The following is a 23,561-nucleotide window of genomic DNA, read 5'->3' as shown; positions in this document are numbered from 1 at the left end:
GCCGGCCCGGTTCCGGCTACGTGGGGATGCCGACGTAGACCGTCTCGAGGAACTCCTCGATGCCCTCGACGCCACCCTCCCGGCCCATGCCGGAGTGCTTGACGCCGCCGAAGGGCGCGGCCGCGTTCGAGATGAGCCCGGTGTTGACGCCGATCATGCCGACCTGCAGGCGCTCGGCCAGGCGCAGCACCCGCGACATGTCCGGGGTGAAGACGTAGCCGGCCAGCCCGACCTCGCTCGCGTTGGCCACGGCGAGGGCCTCCTCCTCGGTGGAGAAGCTCGCGACCGGCGCGACGGGCCCGAAGATCTCGTTGGTCATCACCGGGGAGTCGGTCGCGACGCCGCCGAGCACCGTGGGGGCGTAGAAGTAGCCCGGCCCCTCGGCGGGCCCACCGCCGGTGAGGACCGTGGCGCCGCGCTCCCGGGCGGCGGTGACGAGCTCGTGGACGCTGTCGCGCTGCTGGGCCGAGACGAGCGGCCCGATCTCGGTGCCGTCCTCCAGGCCGTGGCCCACGGTGAGGCCGGCGAAGTCCTCGGCCAGGCGGCGGGTGAACTCCTCGGCCAGCGACTCGTGGACGAGGAAGCTGTTGGCGGCCGTGCAGGCCTCCCCCATGTTCCGCAGCTTGGCCTGCCGGGCACCGAGGAGCGCGGCGTCGAGGTCGGCGTCCTCGAAGACGATGAAGGGCGCCCGGCCCCCGAGCTCCATCGACGTGCGCAGCACGTTGTCGGCGGCCTCCTTGAGGAGCGCCTGGCCCACCTCGGTGGAGCCGGTGAACGAGAGCTTGCGCAGGCGCCGGTCCTGGATGAGCGGGCCGGTGACCGGCCGCGCCCTGGACGTCGGGACGATGTTGACCACGCCCGCCGGCACGCCGGCCTCGAGGAGGATCTGCCCGAAGGCCAGGGCGGTGAGCGGGGTCAGCGCGGCCGGCTTGAGGATGACCGTGCAGCCGGCGGCGAGCGCCGGGGCGATCTTGCGGGTCGCCATCGCGAGGGGGAAGTTCCACGGCGTGATGAACAGGCAGGGCCCCACGGGCCGCTTCGCCGCGAGGATGCGGAGGTTGCCCTCCGGGGACGTCTGGTAGCGGCCGTTGACGTGGGCGGCCTCCTCGGAGAACCAGCGGAGGAACTCCGCACCGTAGGTGACCTCGCCGCGCGCGTCCGCCAGCGGCTTGCCCATCTCGAGGGTCATCAGGGCGGCGAGCTCCTCGGCCCGGTCGACGGTGAGCTCGAAGGCGCGGCGCAGGATCTCCGCGCGCTCGCGCGCCGGGGTGGCGGCCCACGCGTCCTGCGCGCCGGCCGCGGCGTCCATGGCCGCGGCGCCGTCGGCCTCGGTCCCGTCCGCGACCCGCGCGATGACCTCGCCAGTGGCCGGGTCCTGGACCTCGAAGCTCGCGCCGCCGGACGCGTCGCGCCACTGCCCGTCGATGAGCAGCTGGGTGGGCGTGGCCCGGAGCAGGGACTGGGGATCCGTCATGGTGCACCTCGTCGTCGGGATGTGGCTCGACACAACCGTATACGATTCCGTCCGCCCGCGTCAGTGGCGGGCGATGAAGTCCGCGACGACGGCGCGGGAGACGGCGACGTCGAGCACGAGTACCCCGCTCGCCCCCGCCCCCACCCAGTCGGCAAGCACCTCGAGGTCGGCCAGCCGCGTCACCCGGTTCCCCTGGGCGCCCAGCGCCTGCCCGAGGGCGGCGAAGTCGACCTCCTCGAGGAGCATCCCGGTGCGGTCCACACCCTTCACCCCGTACTGGTGCAGCTCGGCCCCGTAGGCCGCGTCGTTGAAGACGACGACGACGCCCGAGCGCGCCTCGGCCACGAAGGTGACGAGGTCGGCCAGGGCCATCTGCCCTCCGCCGTCGCCGGTGACGAGCACGGTCGTGCGGTCCGGCAGCGCCCGGGCCGCGCCGACGGCGGCCGCGGACCCGAGCCCGATGGCCTGGAAGGCCGTGCCGACGAGGAGGAGGCCGGTGGGGTCGGCGATGCGCGCGTGCTGCGGCATCCAGCCGATGAACTGGCCCCCGTCCGGCACGAGCGTCCGCTCGGGCGGGAGGAGCTCGTCGAGGCGGCGAGCGACGTGGCGGGGGTCGAGTCTGCCGTCCTCGGCCAGCTCGGGCAGCGCCGTGAGGTCCGCGCGCAGGTCGCCGGCCGCGTGCGGAGCGCGCTCCCGCCAGCTGCCGGCGGGGGCGCCGTCTTCGAGCACGTCGAGGAGCGCCGTGGCGAGGGCGGCGGCGTCGGCCCGGACGTAGCGCGTGACGGCGGCGTGCGTGGCGACCGGTCCGAGGTCGACCTGGACCACCTCCTGGGCGCCGGCGAGGAGCCGCCCGCCCTGGTCCTGGAAGCTGTTCAGACTGATCCCGACGGCGAGCACGACGTCGGCCGCCGTGATGAGCTCCCAGCCGGCCGGGGTGCTGAACCCGCCGGCGATGCCGAGGTCCCACGGGGAGCCGGGCAGCCCGACGGCCGTGGCGGAGGTGGCGAAGAGCGCGCCGACCCGGTCCCCGACCTCGCGCAGCAGCTCGCCGGCCCCGGCCAGGTGCGCGCCACGGCCCAGGAGGAGCAGGGGTCGCTGCGCCCCGCGCAGCGCCGCGGCGACGGCGGCGACCTGCTCGTCCGTCGGGGCGGGCGGCGTCGCGGTCGGACGGGCGGCGGGCGGGGTGCCGGCCTCGGCGGGCGCCGTCGCGAGGTCGTAGGGGATGGAGAGGACCACCGGCGTGCGGTCCCACTCGGCGAGGTCGTAGGCCTCGTGCACGGACGCGGCGACGGCGCCGGGCCGCACCCGCACGACGGCGACGTCCAGCCCGGCCGCCAGCGTCTCCTGGTCCACGTCCCACCACCGCAGGCCGGTGCTCGGCCCCTCCCCCGCGACGAGGACGAGCGGCACCCGCGCCAGGCGCGCCTCGGCGAGGGCGGTGAGGGCGTTGGTGAAGCCGGCACCGTAGGTGGTCGTCGCCGTCGCCGTCCGCCCGCTGGCCAGGTGGTAGGCGTGGGCGGCGGCGACCGTGCCGGCCTCGTGCCGCATGCGGGTGTAGGGGACGCCGGCCGCGGTGAGGTGGCCGACGACGTAGGCGTTGCCGTTGCCCATGAGGCCGAAGACGGCGCCGCTGCGCGCCGCGACCACCTCGGCGACGACGGTGGAGAGGGAGGACGTCAGTGTCATGGGCTCAGGATGCCGGGTGCCGGTCGCCGGGCAAAGCGCGCCATACGATGCGGGGGTGAGCGCCCCCGGCACGGCCCAGACCCTCTCCCGGGGTCTGCGCGCCCTGGAGGTGCTGTGCGCCGTCGGGGAGCCGATGCGTGTCAACGAGGTCGCCGAGGAGCTCGGCGTGCACCGCTCGGTGGCCTACCGGCTGCTGCGCACGCTCGAGGAGCACGCCCTGGCCACCCGCAGCGAGCACGGCTACCTGCCCGGGCCGGCGCTGCGCACCCTGCTCGAGCAGGCCGAGGCGCCGCAGCAGCGCAAGGCCACCCCGATCCTCCAGGGCGTGGTGGACGACCTCGGGGTCACCGCGTTCCTCGCCGTGGCCGAGCACGGGCTGTGCGTGACCCGTGCGTCGGTGGAGCCGCGCGGCGACGGCGTGCGCCTCGTCCAGCGGCCGGGCACCGCCCACCCGCTCCCCCTGGGCGCTCCCGGCCTCGCGGTGCTCGTCTCGCTCAGCGACACGGTGAGCGAGGCGGAGCTGGCAGTGCTGGCCGGTGGGCGCACCGCCGAGGTCCGTGCCGCCCGGGCCCGCGGCTGGGCGGTCTCCCACGACGAGGTCATCCCCGGGGTGCGCTCGGTGGCCGTCCCGGTCCGCGGGGCGGTGGGCTGGCCAGCGGCCCTCGCGGTCGTCTACGGCGGCGAGCCCTTCAGCGACGAGGCCGTCGCCCGGCGCCTGCAGCAGGCCGCCCGCGACTTCGCGCTCGCCGTCCACCGCTAGCCCCCACGTCCCCCACCGAGAGCCGGATCTCGCCTGGCAGGATCCGGCTCTCGGCGACAAGACGGAGGGGAAGGCGGCCGTCAGTAGCCGGCGCCGTGGTCGAAGCTGGCGGCGGTGGCCTTCGTCCTGTCCCGCTGGATGGCGGCCTCGAGCTTGGCGGCGCCGGGGATGTCCAGCGCGTCCTTGCCGAGCGACTTGCCCGTGCGGTCCTTGATCGTCGAGACCGCGACGAGCGCGACGACGGCGACGACGCCGAGGTAGACCGCCACGGCCGAGGTCGTCCCGAAGGTGCCCTCGAGCCAGGTCGCGATCGTCGGGGCGAAGGCCCCGCCGAGGATGGCGCCGAAGGCGTAGGCCATGCCGGCGCCGGAGTAGCGCACGTGGGCGGGGAACATCTCGGCGAACATCGCCGCCTGCGGGCCGTAGGTGAGCCCGAGGCCGATGGTGAAGACGATCATGCCCAGGCCGATGAGGAAGACGTCGGCGGTGTCGACGAGCAGGAAGAGCGGGTACACCCACAGCAGCAGCGCGGCGAAGCCGATCTGGTAGACCCGCACCCGGCCGATGCGGTCCGAGAGCCACGCGGCGAAGAGCGTCGTGACGATCCAGGACGCCGAGGCGAGCAGGACGAGGTTGAGGATCGTCGTGCGGTCCATGCCGAGCTGGTTGGTCGTGTAGGCGAGGATGAAGCCACCGGTGATCATGTAGCCCGCGGCGTTGTTGCCCGCGAAGGTCAGCGCACCCTTGACGAGGGCCGGGCCGTTGTACTTGAACATGTCGACGAGCGGCAGGCGCACCTGCTCCTCGCCCTTCGTCACCTCGGCGAACACGGGAGACTCCGCGACACCGAGACGGATGACCATGCCGACGACGATGAGGAGGATCGACAGGAGGAAGGGCACCCGCCAGCCCCACGAGAGGAACTGCTCCTCCGTCGTCGTCGACGTCACCGCGGCGAGCACGCCGGAGGCGAGGAGCATGCCGAGCGGTACCCCGATCTGCGGGAACCCGCCGAACAGGCCGCGCTTCTTGGCCGGGGCGTGCTCCACGGCCATGAGTGCGGCACCACCCCACTCACCACCGGCGGAGAAGCCCTGGAGGATCCGCAGGAGGACGAGGAGGACCGGCGCCCACACCCCGATGCTGTCGTAGGTGGGCAGCAGGCCGATGAGCGCAGTGGCCCCACCCATGAGGACGAGGGTGAGGACGAGCATGAGCTTGCGGCCCAGCTTGTCGCCGTAGTGCCCGGCGACCATCGCCCCGAGGGGGCGGAAGAAGAAGCTGACGCCCACCGTGGCGAAGGCGATGAGCTGGCCGGCGAAGTCGCTGGACTCCGCGAAGGGCTCGAAGAACAGCGGCGCGAGGACGAGCGCGGCCGCGTTGGCGTAGATGAAGAAGTCGTACCACTCGATGGTGGTGCCGGCGAGGGTCGCGACGGCGACCCGCCGGTCCTCGCGTCGCTTGGGGTTGAGCACCCGTGGCTCTGCTGACATGAACAGCTCCGATGCTGTGTCGTAGGGGGTGGTGGGGTCAGACCTGGTTGCCGAGCTTGAAGCCGCGGTCGGTGTCGCCCTTGCGGGTGTAGGAGAAACCGTCCGCGCCGATGGTCACGTCCATCTCCTTCGGCTGCTCGCGCGCGATGAGCGGCACGGGGTTGCCGTCGAGGTCGAGCACGGTCGAGGCCTCGGTGTACCAGCTCGGGACGACGGGGTTGCCCCACCAGTCGCGACGCTGGTTGTCGTGGACGTCCCAGGTGACGACCGGGTTGTCCGGGTCACCGGTGTAGTAGTCCTGGGTGTAGATCTCCACACGGTGCCCGTCGGGGTCGCGCAGGTAGAGGTAGAAGGCGTTGGACACCCCGTGGCGGCCGGGGCCGCGCTCGATGGAGTCCGAGCGGCGCAGCGCGCCGAGCTTGTCGCAGATGTAGAGGATGTTGTGCTTCTCGTGGGTGGAGAAGGCGACGTGGTGCATCCGCGGCCCGTCCCCGCCGGTGAGGGCGGTGTCGTGGACGGTGTGCTTGCGGGCGAACCAGCCGGCGTAGACGACGCCGTTCTCGTCCTGGATGTCCTCGGTGCGCTTGAAGCCGAGGTTCTCCAGGTACTCCGCGCCGGTGACGACGTCGGGGTAGACCTGGTTGAAGTGGTCCAGCCGCACGAGGGCACCGGGCCCGTAGAGCTCGTAGTTCCAGGCGAGGCGCTGGACGTGCTCGACCTCGTAGAAGAACTCGTAGGGGAAGCCGAGGGGGTCCTGGACGCGCACGGCGTTGCGGATGCCGCGGACGAAGCCCTCCTCCGAGCGGCGCACCTCGCAGCCCAGGGCCCGGTAGTAGGCCTCGGCGCGGTCGACGTCCTCGGGGCTGCGGACGCGGAAGCCGAAGGCGGCGACGGCGGCCTGCGGGCCCTTGCGCAGCACGAGGTTGTGGTGGATGAACTCCTCGAAGGAGCGCAGGTAGATCGCGTCGTCGTCCTCGTGGGTGACGACGAGGCCGAGGATGTCGACGTAGAACTCGCGCGAGGCGGCGAGGTCGGTGACGACGAGCTCCATGTAGGCGCAGCGCAGGATGTCCGGCGCGGGCAGGTCGGTGGCGATGGCGGGGATGTCGGTCATGGCTGTCTTCCTTGTCAGCGGGCGGTCAGGCCTGGAGGTTCTTCGCGGCGAAGAAGGGGTCGTCGTCGTTGTAGCCGGAGGCTCCGAAGCGGGCGGTGTGGACGTCGCCGAGGGTGATGTGGACGGCCTTCTGCTCGGTGTAGAAGCCCAGCGAGCGGTAGCCGCCCTCGTTGCCCAGGCCCGAGGCCTTGACGCCGCCGAAGGGCGAGCGCAGGTCGCGGACGTTGTGGGAGTTGATCCACACCATCCCGGCCTCGACGCGGTCGGCGAGGGTGTGCGCCCGGCGCAGGTCGGTGGTCCAGATGTAGGCGGCCAGCCCGTACTTGACGTCGTTGGCCAGCGCGACGGCGTGCTCCTCGTCGTCGAAGGGGGTGATGGCGACGACGGGCCCGAAGATCTCCTCCTGGAAGATCCGGGCGGTGGGCGGCACGTCGACGAAGACGGTGGGGCTGAGGTAGTTGCCCTCGGGCAGGTGCTCGGGCCGCTCGCCGCCGGCCAGCAGCCGGGCCTCGCCCTTGCCGATCTCGACGTAGCCCATGACCCGCTCGTAGTGCTCGGGGTGGACCAGGGCGCCGACCTCGGTGCTCGGGTCGGACGGCGGGCCGACCTTGATGTTCTTCGCCCGCTCGACGTAGGCGGCGACGAAGTCGTCGTAGACCGAGCGCTCGACGAGGATCCGGGAGGAGGCGGTGCAGCGCTCCCCGTTGAGGGAGAAGACGCCGAAGAGCGTGGAGTCGAGCGCGGCCTCGAGGTCCGCGTCGGCGAAGACGATCGCCGGGGACTTGCCGCCCAGCTCCATCGACAGGCCCTTGAGCGTGGGGGCTGCGTTGGCGAAGATCAGCTGGCCGGTGGTCGTCTCCCCGGTGAAGGAGATGAGGTCGACGCCGGTGTGCTTGACCAGCGCGTCGCCGGCCTCCTCGCCGATGCCGTTGACCATGTTGAAGACGCCGGCCGGCAGGCCCGCCTCCTCGAAGATCGTCGCCCACAGGGACGCGGACAGCGGGGTGAACTCTGCGGGCTTGAGCACGACGGTGCAGCCGGAGGCCAGCGCCGGGGCCAGCTTCCACGACTCGAGCATGAACGGGGTGTTCCACGGGGTGATGAGCCCCGCGACGCCCACCGGGGAGGCGCTGACGTAGTTCATCTGCATGCCCGGCACCTTGTAGGCGTCCTCGGAGCCGGCGACGATGAGGTCGGCGAAGAAGCGGAAGTTCTCCGCCGCCCGCCGCGCCTGGCCCTGGGCCTGGGTGATCGGCAGGCCGGTGTCGAAGGACTCGAGCTCGGCGAGCGCGCGGTCCTGCGCCTCGACGGCGTCGGCGATCCGGTTGAGCACGCGGGCGCGCTCGCGGTTCTTCATCCGCGGCCACGGGCCGTTGTCGAAGGCCTCCCGGGCCGCGGCCACGGCGGCGTCGATGTCGGCCTGCTGGCCCGCCGCCGCGTGGACGTAGACGGTGTTGGTCGTCGGCTCGAGGACCTCGAAGGTCTCCCCGCCGACCGAGTCGACGAAGGACCCGTCGATGTAGTGGCGGATGCGGTCCGGGACGCCCTCGGGCACCTGGAGCTGGGTCTGGGTCTGGGTCACGTCAGACTCCTTCCTTGACGGGGACGGCACGCTCCGCCGTCGTCGGCTCGAGCATGAAGGCGGCGAAGAAGTCCGCCAGGGCGGCGGTGTCCTCGAGCGGAAGCACCTGGGCCACGTAGTGGTCGGGACGGACGACGACGACGGCGCCGCCGCGGTCGATCTCGCGCAGCTCGAAGATGTCGTTCCCCTCGAGCGTGCCGAAGACCTTGTTGTAGTCGGTGAGCCCGAAGGGGCCCACGGTGGGCTTGAAGACGGCGGGCACCCGGTTGATGTCGATCTTCTGGTGACCCTGCTGGTAGACGACCTTGACGTCGAAGCGGGAGTCGCCGTCGTCGCCCTCGGGCGTGTACCGGACCACCGGGGACTCGGGGGCGGTGGCCAGCCACTGCGCCCACTGGGCCAGGGCCGAGTCCTCCCCCGCGTTCGGGCGGTCGGCGAAGGCGTAGATGCGCCAGCGGCCGTCGGCGGCGTGCAGGTGCCCGAGGTGGACGGGGTTGGTGTCGCACACGCGCGCGACCATCGCGGACTTGAAGCGCTTGCCGACGGGGAAGCCGGCGGCGCGGGCCTGGTGGGCGTCGTCGCCGGTGATGAGCGAGCGGGCGTACTGGGTCATGAAGCCGGCGGGGAACTCGAAGGTCTTGACGTAGAAGTCCTCGAGCTCGGCGGGGTTCTCGAACTCCTCGGCGGGCTTGGCCATGAGGGTGGACCACTCGCGGTCGAAGTCGATGAGGTTCTGCGCGACGACCTGCCGCTCGGCGGAGTACGTCTCGAGCAGGCTCTCGGGGCTGCGGCCGGAGACGACGTGGCCGAGCTTCCAGCCGATGTTCCAGCCGTCCTGGAAGGAGACGTTCATGCCCTGCCCGGCCTTGGCGCTGTGGGTGTGGCAGGCGTCGCCGGCGATGAAGACGCGCGGCATCCGCTGGCCCTCGAGCTCGGCGGGGACGTCGTCGAACTTGTCGGTGACACGGTGGCCGACCTCGTAGACGCTCCACCACGCGACGTGCTTGACCTCGAGGGTGTAGGGGCTGAGGATCGCGTTCGCCTTGGCGACGATCTCCTCGAGCGGGGTCTGGCGGACGGTGGCCGCGCGCTCCGCGGTGACCTCGCCGAGGTCGACGTACATCCGGAACAGGTGCCCGCCCTCGCGGGGGATGTGGAGGATGCTCCCGGCCTTGGACTGGATCGCGCACTTGAGGCGGATGTCGGGGAAGTCGGTCGTGGCGAGGACGTCCATGACGCCCCAGGCGTGGTTGGCCTGCGCGCCCAGGTGCTGGCGGCCGATGGCCTTGCGCACGACGCTGTGGGCGCCGTCGCCGCCGACGACGTACCTGACCCGGACCGTGCGCTCCTCCCCCTCCCGCGGGCCGGCGGTGTAGCGCAGGCGCACGTGGACCGGGTACTCGCCCTCGCCGGTGTTCTCCAGGCCGAGGACCTCGATGCCGTAGTCCGGGGTCATCCGGGTGGGCGAGTTCGCCATGAACTCGTTGAAGTAGTCGATGATCCGCGACTGGTTGACGATGAGGTGCGGGAACTCGCTGATCCCGTGCGGGTCGTCCTGCGGGCGGGCGGTGCGCACGATGTGCTGCGGGTCCGCCGGGTCCGGCTTCCAGAAGGCCATCTCGGTGATGCGGTAGGCCTCCTCGATGAGCCGATTGGCGAAGCCGAAGGCCTGGAAGGTCTCGACGCTGCGGGCCTGGATGCCGTCGGCGTGGCCGATCGGGAGGCGGTGCGGGCGGCGGTCGATGATCCGCGTGTGGATCTCGGGGAACTGGGACAGCTGGGCGGCGGTGATCGTCCCGGCCGGGCCGGTGCCGGCGACGAGGACGTCGAACTCGTCCGGCAGGTCGGCGGGGCGGTCGAGGCCCACGCCGGCGGCCGGCTGGATCCGCGGATCCGTCGACACGTAGCCGTGGTGGTGGAACTGCATCGGGTACTCCTCCGGGCGTCAGCGGCAGCGGTGAGCGTGAGGCGGTGGGGTGTGACCCCCGTCGCAACGAGCGTAGGAGGACTGTATACGATTTCGGAAGAGGGGTTCGATATCCGTTCACGCCGCGTCCGGGCAGGGGTGAGCGCGGCCGGGTCCTCCGGCCGTGGCGGGGCGCGGCTCAGCGGCGGAAGTGGTCCCAGCCGGCGCCAGCGGCGTGCGGGTCGTCCTGCGGCGCGGTGCGCACGCCCGGCTCCCCGGCCCCCTGGTGGACCGTGCCGATGCGGCGGAAGCCGGCGGGCAGCGCGGCGCCGGCGGGGAAGGCGGCGAGCAGCCCGTGGTCCTCTCCTCCGGTGAGCACCCACGCCTCGGGGGCACGGCCCAGGCGGTGGGCGACGGGGGCGAGGGCGGCGAGGGCGTCCGGGACCGAGTCGGCGAGCGGGTCGAGGACGATGTCGACGCCCGAGGCCCGGGCCATCCGCTCCGCGTCCCGCAGCAGGCCGTCGCTCACGTCCATCATCGCGCTCGCCCCCGCGTCGGCGGCGGCCGGTCCGGCGGCGTAGGGCGGCCGGGGCCGCAGGAAGGCGCCGACGACGGCGTCCTCCTCCCCCGCCTCGAGGCAGGCGAGCCCGGCGGCCGCCCGGCCCAGCGCGCCGGCGTGGGCGAGGACGTGCCCCGGGCGGGCACCGGAGCGCAGCACGGGCGCGCGCCCCTCGAGGTCGCCGTGGACGGTGACGGCGACGACGAGCTGCTCCCCCGCGCTGAGGTCGCCGCCGTCGACGCCCACGCCGAGCGGCGCGCACACGTCGGCAAGCCCGCGGGCCAGGTCCTCGACCCAGGCGACGGGGGTGGTGGGCGGCAGGACGAGGCCGACGACGGCGCTCGTCGGGGCGGCGCCCATGGCCGCGACGTCGGCGAGGTTCTGCGCGGCGGCCCGGGCCCCGACGTCGCGCGCGGTGCCCCACCCGCGGCGGAAGTGGTGGTTCTCGACGAGGACGTCGGTCGAGACGACGAAGCGGCCGTCCGGAGCGGCGACGACGGCGGCGTCGTCACCCGTGGGGACGAGGGTGGCCCGCCCGCGCGGCAGGAGCGGGGTGAAGCGCCCGATGAGCTCGCCCTCGCTCAGCCGGGCGACGAGGAGGGGGTCGGAGGTCACCGGGCCACGCTACCGGGGCACCTGCGCCGCCGGGTTACCGTGAGGGACGTGAGACGACGGCGGATGGTTGCGGTGGCGGCGCTCGTGGCGGCGGTGGGGGCGTGCGCCTCCCCGGTGTCGGTGCCCGCCGGTCCGCACGCCGCCGACCCGGCGTGCGGGGAGGTGCTCCAGGCGCTGCCCGGTGAGCTCGCCGGCGGCGAGGAGCGCTCGATCGCCAGCCAGTCCATCGCGGGCTGGGGCGAGCCGGCCATCACGCTGCGCTGCGGGGTCGAGCCGCCCGGGCCGAGCACGGAGCGGTGCATCACCGTCGAGTCCGGCGAGAGCTCGGTCGACTGGCTCGCCCTCGAGCCCGACGACGAGATGGTGCCCGAGCACGCCCAGCGCGAGAACGGCTCGTGGACGTTCGTCACCTACGGGCGGGTGCCGGCCGTGGAGGTCGTCGTCCCGACGGAGCGCGGCGGGGACCAGCCCACCTCGGTGCTCGTCGACCTCGCCCCCGCCGTCGAGCGCACGAGCGCCGAGCGGCACTGCGTGGGGATCGACGACCTCTAGGCCAGGTGCGTTCCCGTCAGCGCAGGCCGACGGGGCGCTCGAGGGCGAGCTGGACGAGCTCGTCGATGAGCTCGGGGTAGGACAGGCCGCTGCGCTCCCACATGAGCGGGTACATGGAGTACGGCGTGAAGCCGGGCATCGTGTTGACCTCGTTGATGGTCACCCGGCCGGAGCCGGTGACGAAGAAGTCGACCCGGGCCAGGCCCTCGCAGCCCAGGGCGTCGAAGGCGCGCGCCGCGAGCGAGCGGACCTCGTCGCTCACCCGCTCGGGCAGCTCGGCCGGGCAGCTGAGCTGGACGTGGGCGGCGTCGAGGTACTTGGCCTCGAAGTCGTAGAAGGCGTGCCCGTCGACGACGATCTCGCCCGGCAGCGCGGTGCGCGGGGCGTCGTCGCCGCGTCCCTCGAGGACGGCGCACTCGATCTCGCGTCCCTCGAGGGCCGCCTCGACGACGACCTTGGGGTCGTGGCGCTGGGCCTCGGCGACGGCGTCGGCGAGGTCGCGGCGGTGCTCGACCTTCGTGATGCCGAGGGAGGAGCCGGCCCGCGCGGGCTTGACGAAGACCGGGTAGCCGAGGGAGTCGACGGCGTCCATCGCGGCGTCGGCGTCGGTGCGCCACTGGCGCGGGGTGATGACGGTGTAGGGCCCCACGGGCAGGCCGTGCCCGGCGAGGACGACCTTCATGTAGTGCTTGTCCATCCCGGCCGCGGAGGCGAGGACGCCGGAGCCGACGTAGGGCAGCTGGGCCATCTCGAGCAGGCCCTGGAGCGTGCCGTCCTCGCCGAAGGGGCCGTGGAGGAGAGGGAAGACGACATCGACCTCGCCGAGGCTGCGCGGCAGCGCGCCCGGCTCGGTGACGGTGAGCTCGCGGCCGGCGTCGGCCATCGGCAGGACGACGTCGCCCGCGGCCGCGGCGACCTGCGGCAGCCGGCCGCCCTGGATGGAGAGGGCGTCGGGGTCGTCGGGGGCGAGGACCCACTGCCCGTCCGGCGTGATGCCGATGGGCAGCACCTCGTAGCGCTCGCGGTCCAGGGCGCGCAGCACCCCCGCGGCGGTGGCGCAGCTGATGGCGTGCTCCCCGCTGCGCCCGCCGAAGACGAGGGCCACCCGGGTGCGACGCGGCGCCCCGGTGGTGCTGGCGGGGTCGGCGGCGGGCCGGGGCGCGGGCTGGGTCGTGTCGCTCATCGCCTGTGAGACTACCGGCGGGCACCGACGTCGCCCCCGCAACCCGCCGCCCCGACCTCTCGCGTGCGCCGCGACGTGGGACGGGTCACGGAGCACCGGCCACCGCGCCGTACCCTGGCGCCGTGAACGACCGAGACCTCAGCCCCGCCACCTACGCCGTCGTCGCCGGGCGCCCCAAGCGCACCGAGGGGGCACCGGTCAACCCGCCGGTAGTCCTCTCCTCCACGTACATCGGTCGCGGCGCGGCCGAGCCGGGTGTCCCGGTCTACACGCGGCTGGGCACCGAGACCTGGGAGCCGCTGGAGGAGGCGCTGGCCGGCCTCGAGCGCGCGTCCCAGCCTGGGCTCGTCTTCGGCTCGGGCATGGCCGCGGTGAGCGCGGCCCTCGACCTCACCCGCCCCGGCAGCCGGCTCGTCGTGCCGCGCCACGCGTACCACGCCTCCCTGGTGGCGGCCCGCCACCTCGTCGAGCGCAGCGGGGTGGAGCTCGTCGAGGTCGACATCGCCGACACCGACGCCGTCCTCACCGCCATCGCCGGCGGCGACACCTCCCTCGTGTGGGTCGAGACGCCGACGAACCCGATGCTCGAGATCGCCGACATCGCCGCGATCAGCGCCGCCACCCACGCGGCCGGGGCGCTCGTCGTCGTCGACAACACCTTCGCCACCCCGCTGGCGCAGCGGCCGCTCGAGCTGGGTGCCGACGTCGTCGTCCACTCGGTGAGCAAGTACCTGGCCGGCCACTCCGACCTCATCCTCGGCGCCGTCATCACGAGCTCGCGCGAGCTCTACGACGCCGTGCGCGCCCGCCGCGACATCGGCGGCGGCATCGCCGGCCCGTGGGAGACCTGGCTCGCGCTGCGCGGGCTGCGGACCCTGGCGCTGCGCGTCGAGCGCTCGCAGGCCACCGCCTCCCAGCTGGCGCGCCGCCTCGAGGGGCACGAGCACGTCGTCGCCGTCTCCCACCCCTCGCTGGCGAGCCACCCGCAGCACGAGCGCGCCACCGCGCAGATGGACGGCTTCGGCTCGATCCTCACGCTGCGTCCGGCCGGCGGGCAGGCAGGTGCCGACGCGCTCACCGCCGCGGTGCGCCTGTGGGTGCCGGCGACGAGCCTGGGCGGGGTCGAGTCGAGCCTGGAGCGACGCCGGCGCTTCGCCTCCGAGGCGCCCACCGTCCCCGCCGACCTGCTGCGCCTGTCGGTCGGCATCGAGGACGTCGAGGACCTGTGGGCCGACCTCGCGGCGGGCCTGGCCGCCGCCGCGGCGGTCTAGCATCGGGGCATGACCGTCTCGCACGCGCCCCGGCTCCTCGCCGCCGCCACCCTCACTGCCCTCACCCTCGGCCTCGCCGCCTGCGGGACGGAGGACGCGTCCTCACCCGCGACGACCTCGAGCAGCCCGGCTCCCACCGAGTCGACCGAGCCCACCCCCACGACCGAGCCGACGACGGAGGAGCCGACCACCGACGCCCCCACCGGGGCCGAGCCCGAGCCCTCGGACCTGCCGCCCTTCGGCGCGGCCGGCACCCCGCAGAGCGCGGAGCCGAGCGGTGACCTCCTGCTCCCCGTGGGCCTGCGCGTCGGTGGGCACGAGGGCTACGACCGCGTCGTCGTCGAGCTCGACGGCACCGGGACGCCCGGCTGGCAGGTCGAGTACGTCGAGGAGGCGATCGAGGACGGCCGCGGCGAGGTCATCGACGTCGCGGGTGACGCCATCCTGTCCGTCTACGTCTCCGGCACCCGCTACCCCGACGAGGGCGAGGAGCACTACGTCCCCGGCGAGCCGCTCGCCGGTGCCGGCGTTATCGAGGAGGTCCACTACGTGGGCACCTTCGAGGGCCTGACCCAGCTCTTCGTCGGCGTGGACGGCGGGCCGGCCGACTACCGCGTCCTCACGCTCTCCGACCCCGCGCGCCTCGTCATCGACGTCGCCGCGGGCTGAGGCTCAGGCCGTCTCGGCCTTGCGGGGCCGGGACAGCAGCGCCTCGGTCATCGCCTGCACCGGCAGGCCCTCGTGGAGGACCGCGGCGACGGCCTGGCTGATCGGCAGGTCGACGTCGTGGGCGGCGGCGAGCTCGAGGACGGCGCGGCAGGACTTGACGCCCTCGGCCGTCCCGCCGGTCGCGGCGACGGACTGCTCCAGCGTCATCCCCTCCCCCACGTGCCGGCCCAGGGTGTTGTTGCGGGACAGGCGTGAGGCGCAGGTCGCGACGAGGTCGCCCATCCCGGCGAGCCCGGCGAAGGTCTCGGCCTGCGCGCCGAGTGCCAGGCCCAGCCGGGTGGTCTCCGCGAGCCCGCGGGTGATGATCGTCGCGGTCGTGTTGTCGCCGAAGCCGGCCCCCTGGGCCATGCCGACGGCGAGGGCGATGACGTTCTTCACCGCCCCGCCCAGCTCGACGCCGACGACGTCGGTGTTCGTGTAGGGGCGGAAGTACGGGGTCGCGCAGGCGTGCGCGACCCGCGCGGCGGTGTCCGCGTCGGTCGCGGCGACGACGGTCGCCGTGGGCTGGTGGGTGGCGATCTCGCGGGCGAGGTTGGGCCCGGAGACGACGGCGACGCGCCGCTCGTCCAGGCCGAGCGCCTCGCGCAGCACCTCGCTCATCCGCTCGTGGGTGCCCAGCTCGACGCCTTTCATGAGCGAGACGACGACGGCGTCCGGCTCGAGCGCGTCGGCTGCCCCCGCGAGGACCGAGCGGACCGCCTGGGAGGGGATCGCGACCGCGACGATGTCCGCGCCGGCGAGCGCGGCGCGCAGGTCGGTGGTGGCGCGCACCGCCGTCGGGAGGGCGACCCCGGGCAGGTAGCGCTCGTTGCGGTGCTCCTCGGAGATCTCGCGGCAGGTGTCGGGCGAGCGGCCCCACATGGTGACCTCGTTGCCCGCGTCGGCGAGGACGGCGGCGAAGGTCGTGCCCCAGCTGCCGGTGCCGAGGACGGCGGCGCGGGGTGCGGTGGTCGTGCCGGTCATGCGTCCCTCTCGGTGGGGGTGGTCGGGCGGCCGCGGCGGGCGCGCTTGCGGGCGGCGAGCTCGGCGGCGCGGGGGTCGCCGTCGCGGCGGGTGTCGTACGGGCGGGCGGGGGGCTCCTCGCCGCGCAGGCCGGCGAGGATCTCGGTGATCGCGGCCATGACCCGCTCGGTGGCCTCGCGCAGCGCCTCGGGTTCCTCCTCGCGGCCGTAGAGGTCCTCGAGCCGCACAGGCGGGCCGGCCTCGACGCGCACGGTGCGGCGCGGGACGAGGTGGGGCACCTTCCCGTAGCGGGCGAGGACGTCCTGCGGGCCCCACTGGGCGACCGGGACGACGGGCACGCGCGCCGAGAGTGCGAGGCGGGCCACGCCGAGCCGCGCCGTCATCGGCCACAGGTCGGGGTCGCGGGTGAAGGTGCCCTCGGGGAAGATCCCGACGCACAGCCCCTCCGCGAGCGCCTGCCGCGCGGGCTCGAGCGCGCTGATCGCCGAGGCACTGTCGCGCCGCACGGGGATCTGCCCGGCCTTGCGGAGCACCCAGCCGACGACGGGCACGGCGAAGAGCGTGTGCTTGGCGAGGAAGCGCGGCGCGGCGCCGTGGTTGTAGAGGTAGTGGGCGAAGACGAGCGGGTCGACGTTCGTCAGGTGGTTCCCCGCGGCGATGAAGCCGCCCTCGGCGGGCAGGTGCTCGGCGCCGCGCCAGTCGCGGCGCATGGTCACCCTCAGCAGTGGCCGGATGAGCCCGGCCACGGCGCGGTACATCGGGGGGACGGGTCTGGTCACCCCGGGATCGTATCGCCGGGTGTCACGGGCTCCCGACGGCCACCTCCCCCACCGGGGCCGGCACCGTCGTCGGCGCGGGGCGGCGGGCCGCACGCCGACGGCGCACGAGCCGGGCGACGCCGAGCGCGACCCGGGCGAGGACGAGGACGACGACGGCGGCCGGCACCCATGGCACCGCGAGCACCGTCGCGGTCGCCGACTCCCGGACGGCGTCCGGGCCGGTGCTCAGCCGCGCGAGGACGGAGACCTCGGCGTCGAGCACGCCCCACGCGGGGACACCGGTGAGCCGGAGCGACTCCGCGACGCCGGGCGCGGTGAGCGCCGAGGCGCGCAGCCGGTCGCCCGGCATGAGCTCGGGCAGTGGGACGGTCGCGGGGTCCTCGGCGAGCGGGCCGAAGGGGCTGCTGAGGGTGACCACGGACTGGGGCACGAGCCGGGCGTTGCCCTCGTTCGCCACGGTGAAGTCGACGCTGGTGTCCCCGGACCAGAAGTTCCACCACGGGGCGTCGCGGACGAGGGTGACGTCGGAGACCGCGAGCGCGGGTGCGAGCTCGCCGGGGACGCGGAGGTGGACGCGGCTCGCGACCCGGGCCTCGACGAGCACCCGCTCGCCCTCGTCCGTCGTCTCCTCGCGGGGCATGGACACGACGACGCCGGCGACGTAGTCCCCCGGCTGCTCGTTGCCGGGCACGGTGACGGTGAAAGGGACGGCGGCCTCCTCCCCCGGCTCGAGGGTGAGCCGCTCGAGGGTGGGCGTGATCCACGCGCCGGCGAAACGCGGGGTGTCCTCGGCGAGGAGCAGGCCCAGGTCGCCGGAGGGCGTGGTGACGGCGTCGGTCGCCCACACGTCCACGGTGATCTCCTCCACGCCCCGGTTGCGGACGAGGACGGTGTCCTCGTGGCTCTGCCCGGGGTCGAGGGTGAGGTCGAAGGCCTGCCGGGGGCCGTCGTCGGTCGGGGCGGGCAGCACCTCCCAGGCGGCGGGCGGCGGGGCGTCCTCCGCGGCGGCAGGGGCGGCGAGCAGGGCGGCGGCGAGGACCGCTGCCGCGGTGGCGAGACGTCTCATGGTGTCCTCCTTCGGACGGTCGGGGCGCCGGTGCGGGAGGGGCGTGCCCTCCCGCACCGGCGGACCTGCTAGAAGACGGTCACGGTCACCCGGGCGACGTAGTCGCCGGGCACCGTCGAGGTGGGCGCGTGCAGGAGCAGCTCCCCGCCGACTGTCGTCGTGCCGCGGCCGCCGCCGGGGGCGGCCGCCGCGAGGGTCGTGCCCTCGGTGAAGCCCTCGCCGGGGGCGACGGGCTCACCGGCGGTGACCTCCTGGGTGGGGGCGGCGGACAGGACGCGGGGAGTCACCCCGAGGTACCGGCCCTCGAGCACCGCGGCTCCGGCGCGGAAGTCGCTCACCTCGGCGGTGAGCGACCAGCCCGGGTCGGTCGGGCGGGTGTCGGCCACCGTGATGGTCGGCAGGTCGCCCGACGCGGCGAGGTGGTTCAGCCCCGCCTCGAGCCCGGCGGTCCCCAGGCTCACCCGCTCCTCGCCGACGGCGACGGCGAGGCCGCCGGTGTCGGCGATCGAGACCTCGACGTCGAAGCCGTCCGTCGTCTGCCCCGTCTCCGGCTGGGTGGCGCCGCGGACCTGGGACATGAGCCAGTCGTGGGTGACCGGGTTGTTGTAGGCGGGCACCCACGAGAAGTGGCCGCTGAGCGGGATGCTCGGGCCGTCGGCGTCCGGCGGCGTGCCGGTCGTGCCCTCCTCGAAGATCGTCACGAGGTGGTGGGCGCCGATGTCCTGCGCGGCCCGGCGCTGCTCGGTCTGGAGCGCGACGGCCTCGGCGAGCGGGAGGTTGCCCTGCCACCGCCGCTGGACGACGTCGACGCCGAGTTCCTCCAGGGCGGCGACGCTGTCGTAGACGCCCTGGACCGGCACGGTGCCGTCGTCCTCGGAGTGGAACTGCCAGACCGGGAAGTCGACGAGCTCCTCCAGGCCGGGGTTCGCGCCCGGACCGTAGGCGACGGTGACGGCACCGGCGAAGACGTCGGAGTCCTCGAACAGGAGGTTCCACGTGCCGATCGAGCCCAGCGAGAGGCCCGTGATGTAGACCCGGTCGGGGTCGACCGGGAGCGTCTCCTTGGCGTGCTCGACCATGGCGAGCAGGCCCGCCTGCCCCTCCTCGTCCTGCCACGACAGGTCGGGGTGACGCTGCGGGGCCATGACGAAGGCGGGATGCTCGGCCTGCGCCCCGGGCTCGGCCCACGAGGTGACGAGGCGGTTGGCGAGGAGCTGGGCGGCGTTGTCGGTGCCCGACTCCCCCGCCCCGTGGAGCGCGAGGACGAGCGGGTAGAGCCGTCCCTCGTCCTCCCCGTCGTGCACGGCCTCCGGCTCGAAGAACCGGTAGGCGAAGTCCGAGCCCTCCCCCGTCCACTGCTCGACGGAGAACTCGTCCACGATGCCGCGGTCGACGGCGGTGTTGACGACCGTCGTCGACCGGGCCGGGACGGTCTCGTCGTCACCGACGAGGTCCGCGGTCTGCTGCACCGTGTAGGCGCCGTCGAGCGGGTACTGGTTGTTGATGCCCGTGTAGAACAGCACGCCGGCGTTGGCGTCGTAGCGGGACAGCTCGAGGATCACCCACTCACCGCTTGTGCCGGCCCGGTCCGGTGACCGTTCGGGCACGTCGCTGAGGTAGGCGTGGGTGACGGTCCGCTCACCGGTGCTCGTGCCGCCGGGGCCGGCGAGCCGGGCGGTGACGGTGAACGCCTCGGGATCGAGGGACACGTCGCCGAAGTCGAGCGCCTCCGAGTACTGGACCGCGAGCGCCGTCACCTTGGCGCCCTCGTCGAGGGTCTCGACGAGGACGACGGCGTCGGTGATCTGCGCGTCCTCCGGCGCGGCGAGCGCCGGGGCGGCACCCAGGGCGCCGAGCCCGAGGGCCGCGAGGGCGGTGATCCCGACCGCCCGTCTGATGGGAATTGCCATGACTGCACATCCTCACTTCATCGTGGTGATGACGTCCCGCGACTGGATGCGGCCTTTTCACGCGCACACAGGACGCGATCACATCCGGATTTCTCGAATGCCGGTGGACGACACCGTCCAGCACGATTCACCCCCCGACGCGCAGGACGTTAGCGCTTCGGACGGGGCATGACAACGCCTGTCCGTGCGGTGCAGCAACTTCTGCCGCGCTCGGTGAAATACATTGATGAAAGGCCGGGCACTTCTGCCCCTAGACGGCCCTCGAAAAGCGGTCGCTAACGCATGCGACACCTTTTTGTCATCCAGCGTCCGACCGATTTACGACGTCATCGGGAGGATTTGTCTCACGCGGAAATGACGCCGCCCAGGAGAGGATGCGCTGCGAGCTCCTGTCGGCCCAGCGGGAGCGACGCCGCGCTGTGCGAACGTCGTTCCCGCTCTGCGGGATCCGGTTCGCTCAGCGAGAGCCGCGACCGGTGAGCGGTACCCGTGCTCGCCTCGCCACCGCTGCTCCCGTTCTTCGCCACCACGGTCGGCTGAGCCACCGCGGATCCCGCCAGGCCGGCACCGTTCCTGGCGTCCTTGCACGTTCCTGCCGGGCGGGCGGTGTGTCGCGGTCAGCCGTCACTACTCCTGCCCAGCCGACGGGACGCCGCGCAGCACTTCTCCTCGGATGCGGCGAGCCACTCGAGGCACCGGCGCCCGTCGGCGGTCGCGCGGGGCGGTGCGCGGGCGCGCGGGTGCGGGCGCGGGGAGCGGGCGCGCGGGGCGCGCGTGGGCGCGGGTGCGTCGGGAGTGCTCCACCGGTCACCTCCGCGGGCAGCTCGTCCCCGGCAGCCTCGGGCCGAGCAGCAGGCTGTTGCCCCGGACGAGCAGGCTGAGAGCGCACACCCCGACGGGAGGAGCACCCACATGACCACCTCCAAACCGGCGCCGCTGTGGCAGCTCAGCGGCTCCGGCTACGGCGAGCCGCTCAGCGCGCTCGTCGCGGCGACGATCCGGTGGGAGGCCTCCCGCTACGAGCTCACCCAACAGGACCTCGCCGCCTACCTGCACCGCTCCCGCTCGGCGGTGTCCCAGCGCTTCACCGGCCGGGTGCCGTGGTCGCTGGACGACCTCGGGCGCATCGCCGAGGCCATGGGGGTCAAGCCCGGCTACCTGCTCGAGGAGCCGCCGGCGGCGGCGTGGCGCGCGTGACCGGGGACGGGCTCAGATCCACCCGTGGCGGCGGGCCACCTGGACGGCCTCGTGGCGGTTGGCGGCGCCGAGCTTCATCGCGGCCGCCGAGAGGTAGTTGCGCACCGTCCCCGGGCTCAGGTGGGCACGCTGGGCGATCTCCTCCACCGGCGTGCCGTCGGCGGCGAGCTCGAGGACGTCGGCCTCGCGCGGGGTGAGCGGGGAGTCGCCCGCACTGATCGCCTCTGCGGCCAGCTCGGGGTCGACGTAGCGTCCGCCGTCACGGACCTGGCGCACAACATCTGCGAGCACCCGTCCGGAGACCGTCTTGGGCAGGAAGGCCGAGACCCCGGCCTCCAGCGCGCGCTTGAGGTAGCCGGGCCGGCCGTGGCTGGTGACGATGACCGAGCGGCAGCCGGGCACCTCGGCGGCGAGCTGCTGGGCCACGGCGATCCCGTCAAGGCCGGGCATCTGGAGGTCGAGGACCGCGACGTCGGGGCGGTGGTGGCGTCCCGCGGCCACGGCCTCGGGCCCGGACGCCGCCTGGGCGACGACCTCGATGTCCTCCTCCAGGCCGAGCAGCCCGGCGAGGGCGTCGCGGATGAGGTTCTCGTCGTCGGCCAGCAGGATGCGGATCATGGTGCCTCCATCGTGCCACCGGGCAGGGCCGCGGCGGCGCCGGCGAGCGGGACCCGTGCGCGCAGGGTGAAGGTGGCGCCGGACGCCTCGGTCGTCACGGTGCCGCCGAGGTCGGCGAGACGCTCGGAGAGGCCGACGAGACCCGAGCCGGTGGACGGTGGCCCGCTCACGCCGTCGTTGACGATGGTCAGCTGCGCGAGCCGCTCACCGTCCTCCTCGACGACGGCGACGTCAATGGTGCACGTGTCGGCCGAGGAGTGGCGCACGACGTTCGTCGCACCCTCGCGGACCACCCAGGCGAGCGCCGACTGGACCTGCGGCGGCAGCGTCGTGTCCTCGCCGATGACCCGGGTGCGGACGCCGGCCGAGCGCAGCACCGAGCGGGCGCCGGCGACCTCCGTGGCGAGGTCGGCCTGCCGGTAGCCGGCGACGACGGCGCGCACCTCGCGCAGCGAGTCGTTCGCCAGCTCACGGACCTCGAGCATCTGCTCGGCGGCCCGCTCCCCCTGGCCGCGGCGGCTCAGCTCGGCGCCGAGCTCGCTCTTGAGCGCGATGGCCGACAGCGCCCGGCCGAGGACGTCGTGCAGGTCGCGGGAGAAGCGCAGCCGCTCCTCGGCGACGGCGAGGCGCGCGTGCAGCTGACGGGGTGCGCTCCTGCTCCCACACGACCCCGAGCATCCACACCGAGATCCGGAAGCTGGGCGTGATCGCGACCATGACGATCGCGAAGACGAGGCTGGTCCCGACGACACTGCCCCAGTCGAGGGTGGGCCGGTTCGCGAGCGCCGAGCCGACGCTGACGGCGAGCGCCAGCGGCAGCAGCACCGGGGAGGTGAGCACCGGGGTCAGCGCGAACAGGCACCCGGCCAGCGCGACGAGCGCCGCGGCCCCCCGCCCGCTCCAGGCCGTGCCCTCGGCGGGCGGCAGCCCGAGCACGGCGGCCACGACGGCCGCCGCCGTGACGACGACCAGGACGGCCACCGGCCCCCGGCGCACCGGCGTGCTGTCGCGGAAGGCGGTGACGCCCTGGCTGATGACGAAGATCGCCACGCCGGCCTCGAGGACGACGAGGCCGGCGTAGGCGGTGAAGGCGGCGACCCGCTCCTCCGTGAGCTCCGACGCCCCGACGACCGAGACGGCGAGGAGCGGGAGGAAGGCGAGGAGGAGGTAGAGCGTCCAGCGGGTGTAGGTCTCGAAGCGCTCCGGGCCGGTGCGCCGGCGCCACGAGTCGACTAGTCGCATGGACGCCATCCTCTCAGCAGCCACCGGAGCGGGCGCTCAGCGGCGCGGCTCCCAGCGCATCCAGCGCCGGGCGGCCAGGGCACCGAGGACGATCCACAGCGCGAGCGCAGCGATCGGCTGGGCGACGTCGGCGAGCGCCCCGGAGGGCACCGTGCCGTCCAGCATCGCCGCGCCGAGCCCGTGCTGCATGAGCGCGACGACCGGGTACATCGGGGTCCACTGCGCGACCTGCTCCACGGCCCCGGGCAGCAGGTGGAGCGGGACGGTGAGCCCGGACAGCGCGGTGGCGACCATGAGGACCGGCAGCGTGGTGAGCTGGGCGGTCTCGACGGTGCGGGTGAGGCCCGCGGACGCCGCGGCGAGGAGGACGAAGACGACGACGCCGCCGGCGAGGGCGAGCAGCACCCACGCGAGGTTCTGCAGCGGCGGCAGCTCGAACCAGATGCCGGTCGCGACGATCCCGAGGGCGACCTGGGCGAGGAGGACAACGACGGCGGGCGTCGCGCAGGCGACGACGATCTCGGTCCGCGACACATCGCCGGTGAGCAGCCGCTTGAGGACGAGCTCCTCGCGGCGGGCCACGAGCGTCGTCGTGAGGTTGTAGTAGACGACGATGACGAGCGCCAGGGCGACGAGCGCGGTGACGAGCATGCCGGCGACGGCGCCACCGGCGGCGTCCGGGACCATCCCGAGCGAGGCGAGGAAGAAGACCGTCAGCGGCGCGAGGGCGACGGCGTTGAAGAGCGTCGTGCGGTTCCGGACGAGGAGGAGGAGCTCGGCTCGCACGAGCGAGGCGACGCGGGGGACGCGGCCGGCGCGGGGGGCGGAGGCGGTGGCGGGTGACAGGACGGTGGTGGTCATC

Annotated in this window: 21 protein-coding genes; 5 read left to right on the top strand and 16 right to left on the bottom strand. The window is 74.0% G+C overall.

The features are described 5' to 3' along the window. Positions 1-16: 16 nt before the first annotated feature. Both AA0005_RS06775 and AA0005_RS06770 read right to left on the bottom strand, forming a co-directional pair. Positions 17-1,474, bottom strand: coding sequence for an NAD-dependent succinate-semialdehyde dehydrogenase (locus AA0005_RS06775; RefSeq protein WP_413452649.1), 1,458 nt, complete (start codon positions 1,472-1,474; stop codon positions 17-19). Positions 1,475-1,534: 60 nt separating this feature from the next. Continuing rightward, positions 1,535-3,160: a thiamine pyrophosphate-binding protein gene (locus AA0005_RS06770; RefSeq protein WP_413452648.1), complete on the bottom strand. Its 1,626-nt coding sequence runs from the start codon at positions 3,158-3,160 to the stop codon at positions 1,535-1,537. Positions 3,161-3,215: 55 nt separating this feature from the next. Here AA0005_RS06770 and AA0005_RS06765 point away from each other — a divergent pair, with 55 nt between their 5' ends. Beyond that, the gene (locus tag AA0005_RS06765) at positions 3,216-3,920 is read left to right on the top strand and encodes an IclR family transcriptional regulator (protein ID WP_413452647.1); all 705 of its coding nucleotides are present in this window, start codon (positions 3,216-3,218) and stop codon (positions 3,918-3,920) included. Positions 3,921-4,000: 80 nt separating this feature from the next. Here AA0005_RS06765 and AA0005_RS06760 read toward each other — a convergent pair whose 3' ends face one another. The 5 genes from AA0005_RS06760 to AA0005_RS06740 form a co-directional block, all read right to left on the bottom strand. Next, a complete protein-coding gene (locus AA0005_RS06760) occupies positions 4,001-5,413 on the bottom strand; it encodes an MFS transporter (RefSeq protein WP_413452646.1) in 1,413 nt (470 codons plus the stop codon). 37 nt (positions 5,414-5,450) lie between these two features. Then, a complete protein-coding gene (gene hpaD / locus AA0005_RS06755) occupies positions 5,451-6,527 on the bottom strand; it encodes a 3,4-dihydroxyphenylacetate 2,3-dioxygenase (RefSeq protein WP_413452645.1) in 1,077 nt (358 codons plus the stop codon). Between the two features lie 25 nt (positions 6,528-6,552). Next, positions 6,553-8,109, bottom strand: coding sequence for a 5-carboxymethyl-2-hydroxymuconate semialdehyde dehydrogenase (gene hpaE, locus AA0005_RS06750; protein ID WP_413452644.1), 1,557 nt, complete (start codon positions 8,107-8,109; stop codon positions 6,553-6,555). A gap of 1 nt (position 8,110) precedes the next feature. Next, complete coding sequence (locus tag AA0005_RS06745; protein ID WP_413452643.1) at positions 8,111-10,036, bottom strand: FAD-binding monooxygenase; 1,926 nt, start codon at positions 10,034-10,036, stop codon at positions 8,111-8,113. Between the two features lie 178 nt (positions 10,037-10,214). After that, positions 10,215-11,189, bottom strand: coding sequence for a thiamine-phosphate kinase (locus AA0005_RS06740; protein WP_413452642.1), 975 nt, complete (start codon positions 11,187-11,189; stop codon positions 10,215-10,217). Positions 11,190-11,237: 48 nt separating this feature from the next. On the opposite strand from AA0005_RS06740, the gene AA0005_RS06735 reads away from it, so the two are divergent. Next, a complete protein-coding gene (locus AA0005_RS06735; protein ID WP_413452641.1) occupies positions 11,238-11,741 on the top strand; it encodes a DUF3515 family protein in 504 nt (167 codons plus the stop codon). Positions 11,742-11,757: 16 nt separating this feature from the next. On the opposite strand, the gene AA0005_RS06730 is transcribed toward AA0005_RS06735, so the two are convergent. After that, on the bottom strand, positions 11,758-12,924 hold the full coding sequence (locus AA0005_RS06730; RefSeq protein ID WP_413452640.1) for a D-alanine--D-alanine ligase family protein: 1,167 nt from the start codon (positions 12,922-12,924) through the stop codon (positions 11,758-11,760). 122 nt (positions 12,925-13,046) lie between these two features. Here AA0005_RS06730 and AA0005_RS06725 point away from each other — a divergent pair, with 122 nt between their 5' ends. Together AA0005_RS06725 and AA0005_RS06720 are read left to right on the top strand one after the other, a co-directional pair. Next, the gene (locus tag AA0005_RS06725; protein WP_413452639.1) at positions 13,047-14,195 is read left to right on the top strand and encodes a trans-sulfuration enzyme family protein; all 1,149 of its coding nucleotides are present in this window, start codon (positions 13,047-13,049) and stop codon (positions 14,193-14,195) included. Between the two features lie 9 nt (positions 14,196-14,204). Further along, positions 14,205-14,864, top strand: coding sequence for a hypothetical protein (locus tag AA0005_RS06720; RefSeq protein ID WP_413452638.1), 660 nt, complete (start codon positions 14,205-14,207; stop codon positions 14,862-14,864). Between the two features lie 3 nt (positions 14,865-14,867). On the opposite strand, the gene AA0005_RS06715 is transcribed toward AA0005_RS06720, so the two are convergent. The 4 genes from AA0005_RS06715 to AA0005_RS06700 form a co-directional block, all read right to left on the bottom strand. After that, positions 14,868-15,887, bottom strand: coding sequence for an NAD(P)H-dependent glycerol-3-phosphate dehydrogenase (locus AA0005_RS06715; RefSeq protein WP_413452637.1), 1,020 nt, complete (start codon positions 15,885-15,887; stop codon positions 14,868-14,870). After that, positions 15,884-16,666, bottom strand: coding sequence for a lysophospholipid acyltransferase family protein (locus AA0005_RS06710; RefSeq protein WP_413452636.1), 783 nt, complete (start codon positions 16,664-16,666; stop codon positions 15,884-15,886). Before AA0005_RS06710 ends, AA0005_RS06715 begins: the two co-directional genes overlap by 4 nt. Before the next feature lie 22 nt (positions 16,667-16,688). Then, a complete protein-coding gene (locus AA0005_RS06705) occupies positions 16,689-17,732 on the bottom strand; it encodes a WxL protein peptidoglycan domain-containing protein (protein ID WP_413452635.1) in 1,044 nt (347 codons plus the stop codon). Between the two features lie 68 nt (positions 17,733-17,800). Beyond that, a complete protein-coding gene (locus tag AA0005_RS06700) occupies positions 17,801-19,642 on the bottom strand; it encodes a hypothetical protein (protein ID WP_413452634.1) in 1,842 nt (613 codons plus the stop codon). A 912-nt stretch (positions 19,643-20,554) separates the two neighbouring features. Here AA0005_RS06700 and AA0005_RS06695 point away from each other — a divergent pair. After that, a complete protein-coding gene (locus AA0005_RS06695) occupies positions 20,555-20,839 on the top strand; it encodes a helix-turn-helix domain-containing protein (protein ID WP_413452633.1) in 285 nt (94 codons plus the stop codon). Between the two features lie 12 nt (positions 20,840-20,851). Here the strand turns inward: AA0005_RS06695 and AA0005_RS06690 are convergent, their stop codons facing one another. Genes AA0005_RS06690 through AA0005_RS06675 form a run of 4 tightly spaced genes read right to left on the bottom strand, consistent with a single transcriptional unit; the run spans position 20,852 to position 23,560 of the window. Then, positions 20,852-21,457, bottom strand: a complete 606-nt coding sequence (locus tag AA0005_RS06690) for a response regulator transcription factor (RefSeq protein ID WP_413452632.1) — start codon at positions 21,455-21,457, stop codon at positions 20,852-20,854. Then, entirely contained in the window at positions 21,454-22,011 is a 558-nt protein-coding gene (locus AA0005_RS06685) for a sensor histidine kinase (RefSeq protein WP_413453068.1), read from the bottom strand. Before AA0005_RS06685 ends, AA0005_RS06690 begins: the two co-directional genes overlap by 4 nt. Continuing rightward, positions 21,926-22,699: a hypothetical protein gene (locus tag AA0005_RS06680; RefSeq protein ID WP_413453131.1), complete on the bottom strand. Its 774-nt coding sequence runs from the start codon at positions 22,697-22,699 to the stop codon at positions 21,926-21,928. The genes AA0005_RS06685 and AA0005_RS06680 overlap by 86 nt, the downstream gene beginning before the upstream one ends. A 36-nt stretch (positions 22,700-22,735) precedes the next feature. After that, positions 22,736-23,560 (bottom strand): ABC transporter permease, encoded by an 825-nt coding sequence (locus AA0005_RS06675; protein WP_413452631.1) that lies wholly within the window; start codon positions 23,558-23,560, stop codon positions 22,736-22,738. Position 23,561: the final 1 nt, after the last annotated feature.

It is taken from the genome of Georgenia phoenicis, from assembly GCF_047302425.1.
GTDB lineage: Bacteria > Actinomycetota > Actinomycetes > Actinomycetales > Actinomycetaceae > Oceanitalea.
The sequence above is the reverse complement of the archived record's forward strand: the minus strand, read 5'-3'. Positions and strand labels throughout refer to the sequence as shown.

Bases quoted from the DNA above. Each gene is read 5' to 3' on its own strand.
- AA0005_RS06745 (WP_413452643.1), bottom strand. From the start codon at position 10,036: ATGCAGTTCCACCACCACGGCTACGTGTCGACGGATCCGCGGATCCAG.
- AA0005_RS06770 (WP_413452648.1), bottom strand. From the start codon at position 3,160: ATGACACTGACGTCCTCCCTCTCCACCGTCGTCGCCGAGGTGGTCGCG.
- AA0005_RS06680 (WP_413453131.1), bottom strand. From the start codon at position 22,699: ATGCGACTAGTCGACTCGTGGCGCCGGCGCACCGGCCCGGAGCGCTTC.
- AA0005_RS06760 (WP_413452646.1), bottom strand. From the start codon at position 5,413: ATGTCAGCAGAGCCACGGGTGCTCAACCCCAAGCGACGCGAGGACCGG.
- AA0005_RS06715 (WP_413452637.1), bottom strand. From the start codon at position 15,887: ATGACCGGCACGACCACCGCACCCCGCGCCGCCGTCCTCGGCACCGGC.
- AA0005_RS06690 (WP_413452632.1), bottom strand. From the start codon at position 21,457: ATGATCCGCATCCTGCTGGCCGACGACGAGAACCTCATCCGCGACGCC.
- AA0005_RS06695 (WP_413452633.1), top strand. From the start codon at position 20,555: ATGACCACCTCCAAACCGGCGCCGCTGTGGCAGCTCAGCGGCTCCGGC.
- AA0005_RS06730 (WP_413452640.1), bottom strand. From the start codon at position 12,924: ATGAGCGACACGACCCAGCCCGCGCCCCGGCCCGCCGCCGACCCCGCC.
- AA0005_RS06700 (WP_413452634.1), bottom strand. From the start codon at position 19,642: ATGGCAATTCCCATCAGACGGGCGGTCGGGATCACCGCCCTCGCGGCC.
- hpaD (WP_413452645.1), bottom strand. From the start codon at position 6,527: ATGACCGACATCCCCGCCATCGCCACCGACCTGCCCGCGCCGGACATC.
- AA0005_RS06720 (WP_413452638.1), top strand. From the start codon at position 14,205: ATGACCGTCTCGCACGCGCCCCGGCTCCTCGCCGCCGCCACCCTCACT.
- AA0005_RS06705 (WP_413452635.1), bottom strand. From the start codon at position 17,732: ATGAGACGTCTCGCCACCGCGGCAGCGGTCCTCGCCGCCGCCCTGCTC.
- AA0005_RS06775 (WP_413452649.1), bottom strand. From the start codon at position 1,474: ATGACGGATCCCCAGTCCCTGCTCCGGGCCACGCCCACCCAGCTGCTC.
- AA0005_RS06675 (WP_413452631.1), bottom strand. From the start codon at position 23,560: ATGACCACCACCGTCCTGTCACCCGCCACCGCCTCCGCCCCCCGCGCC.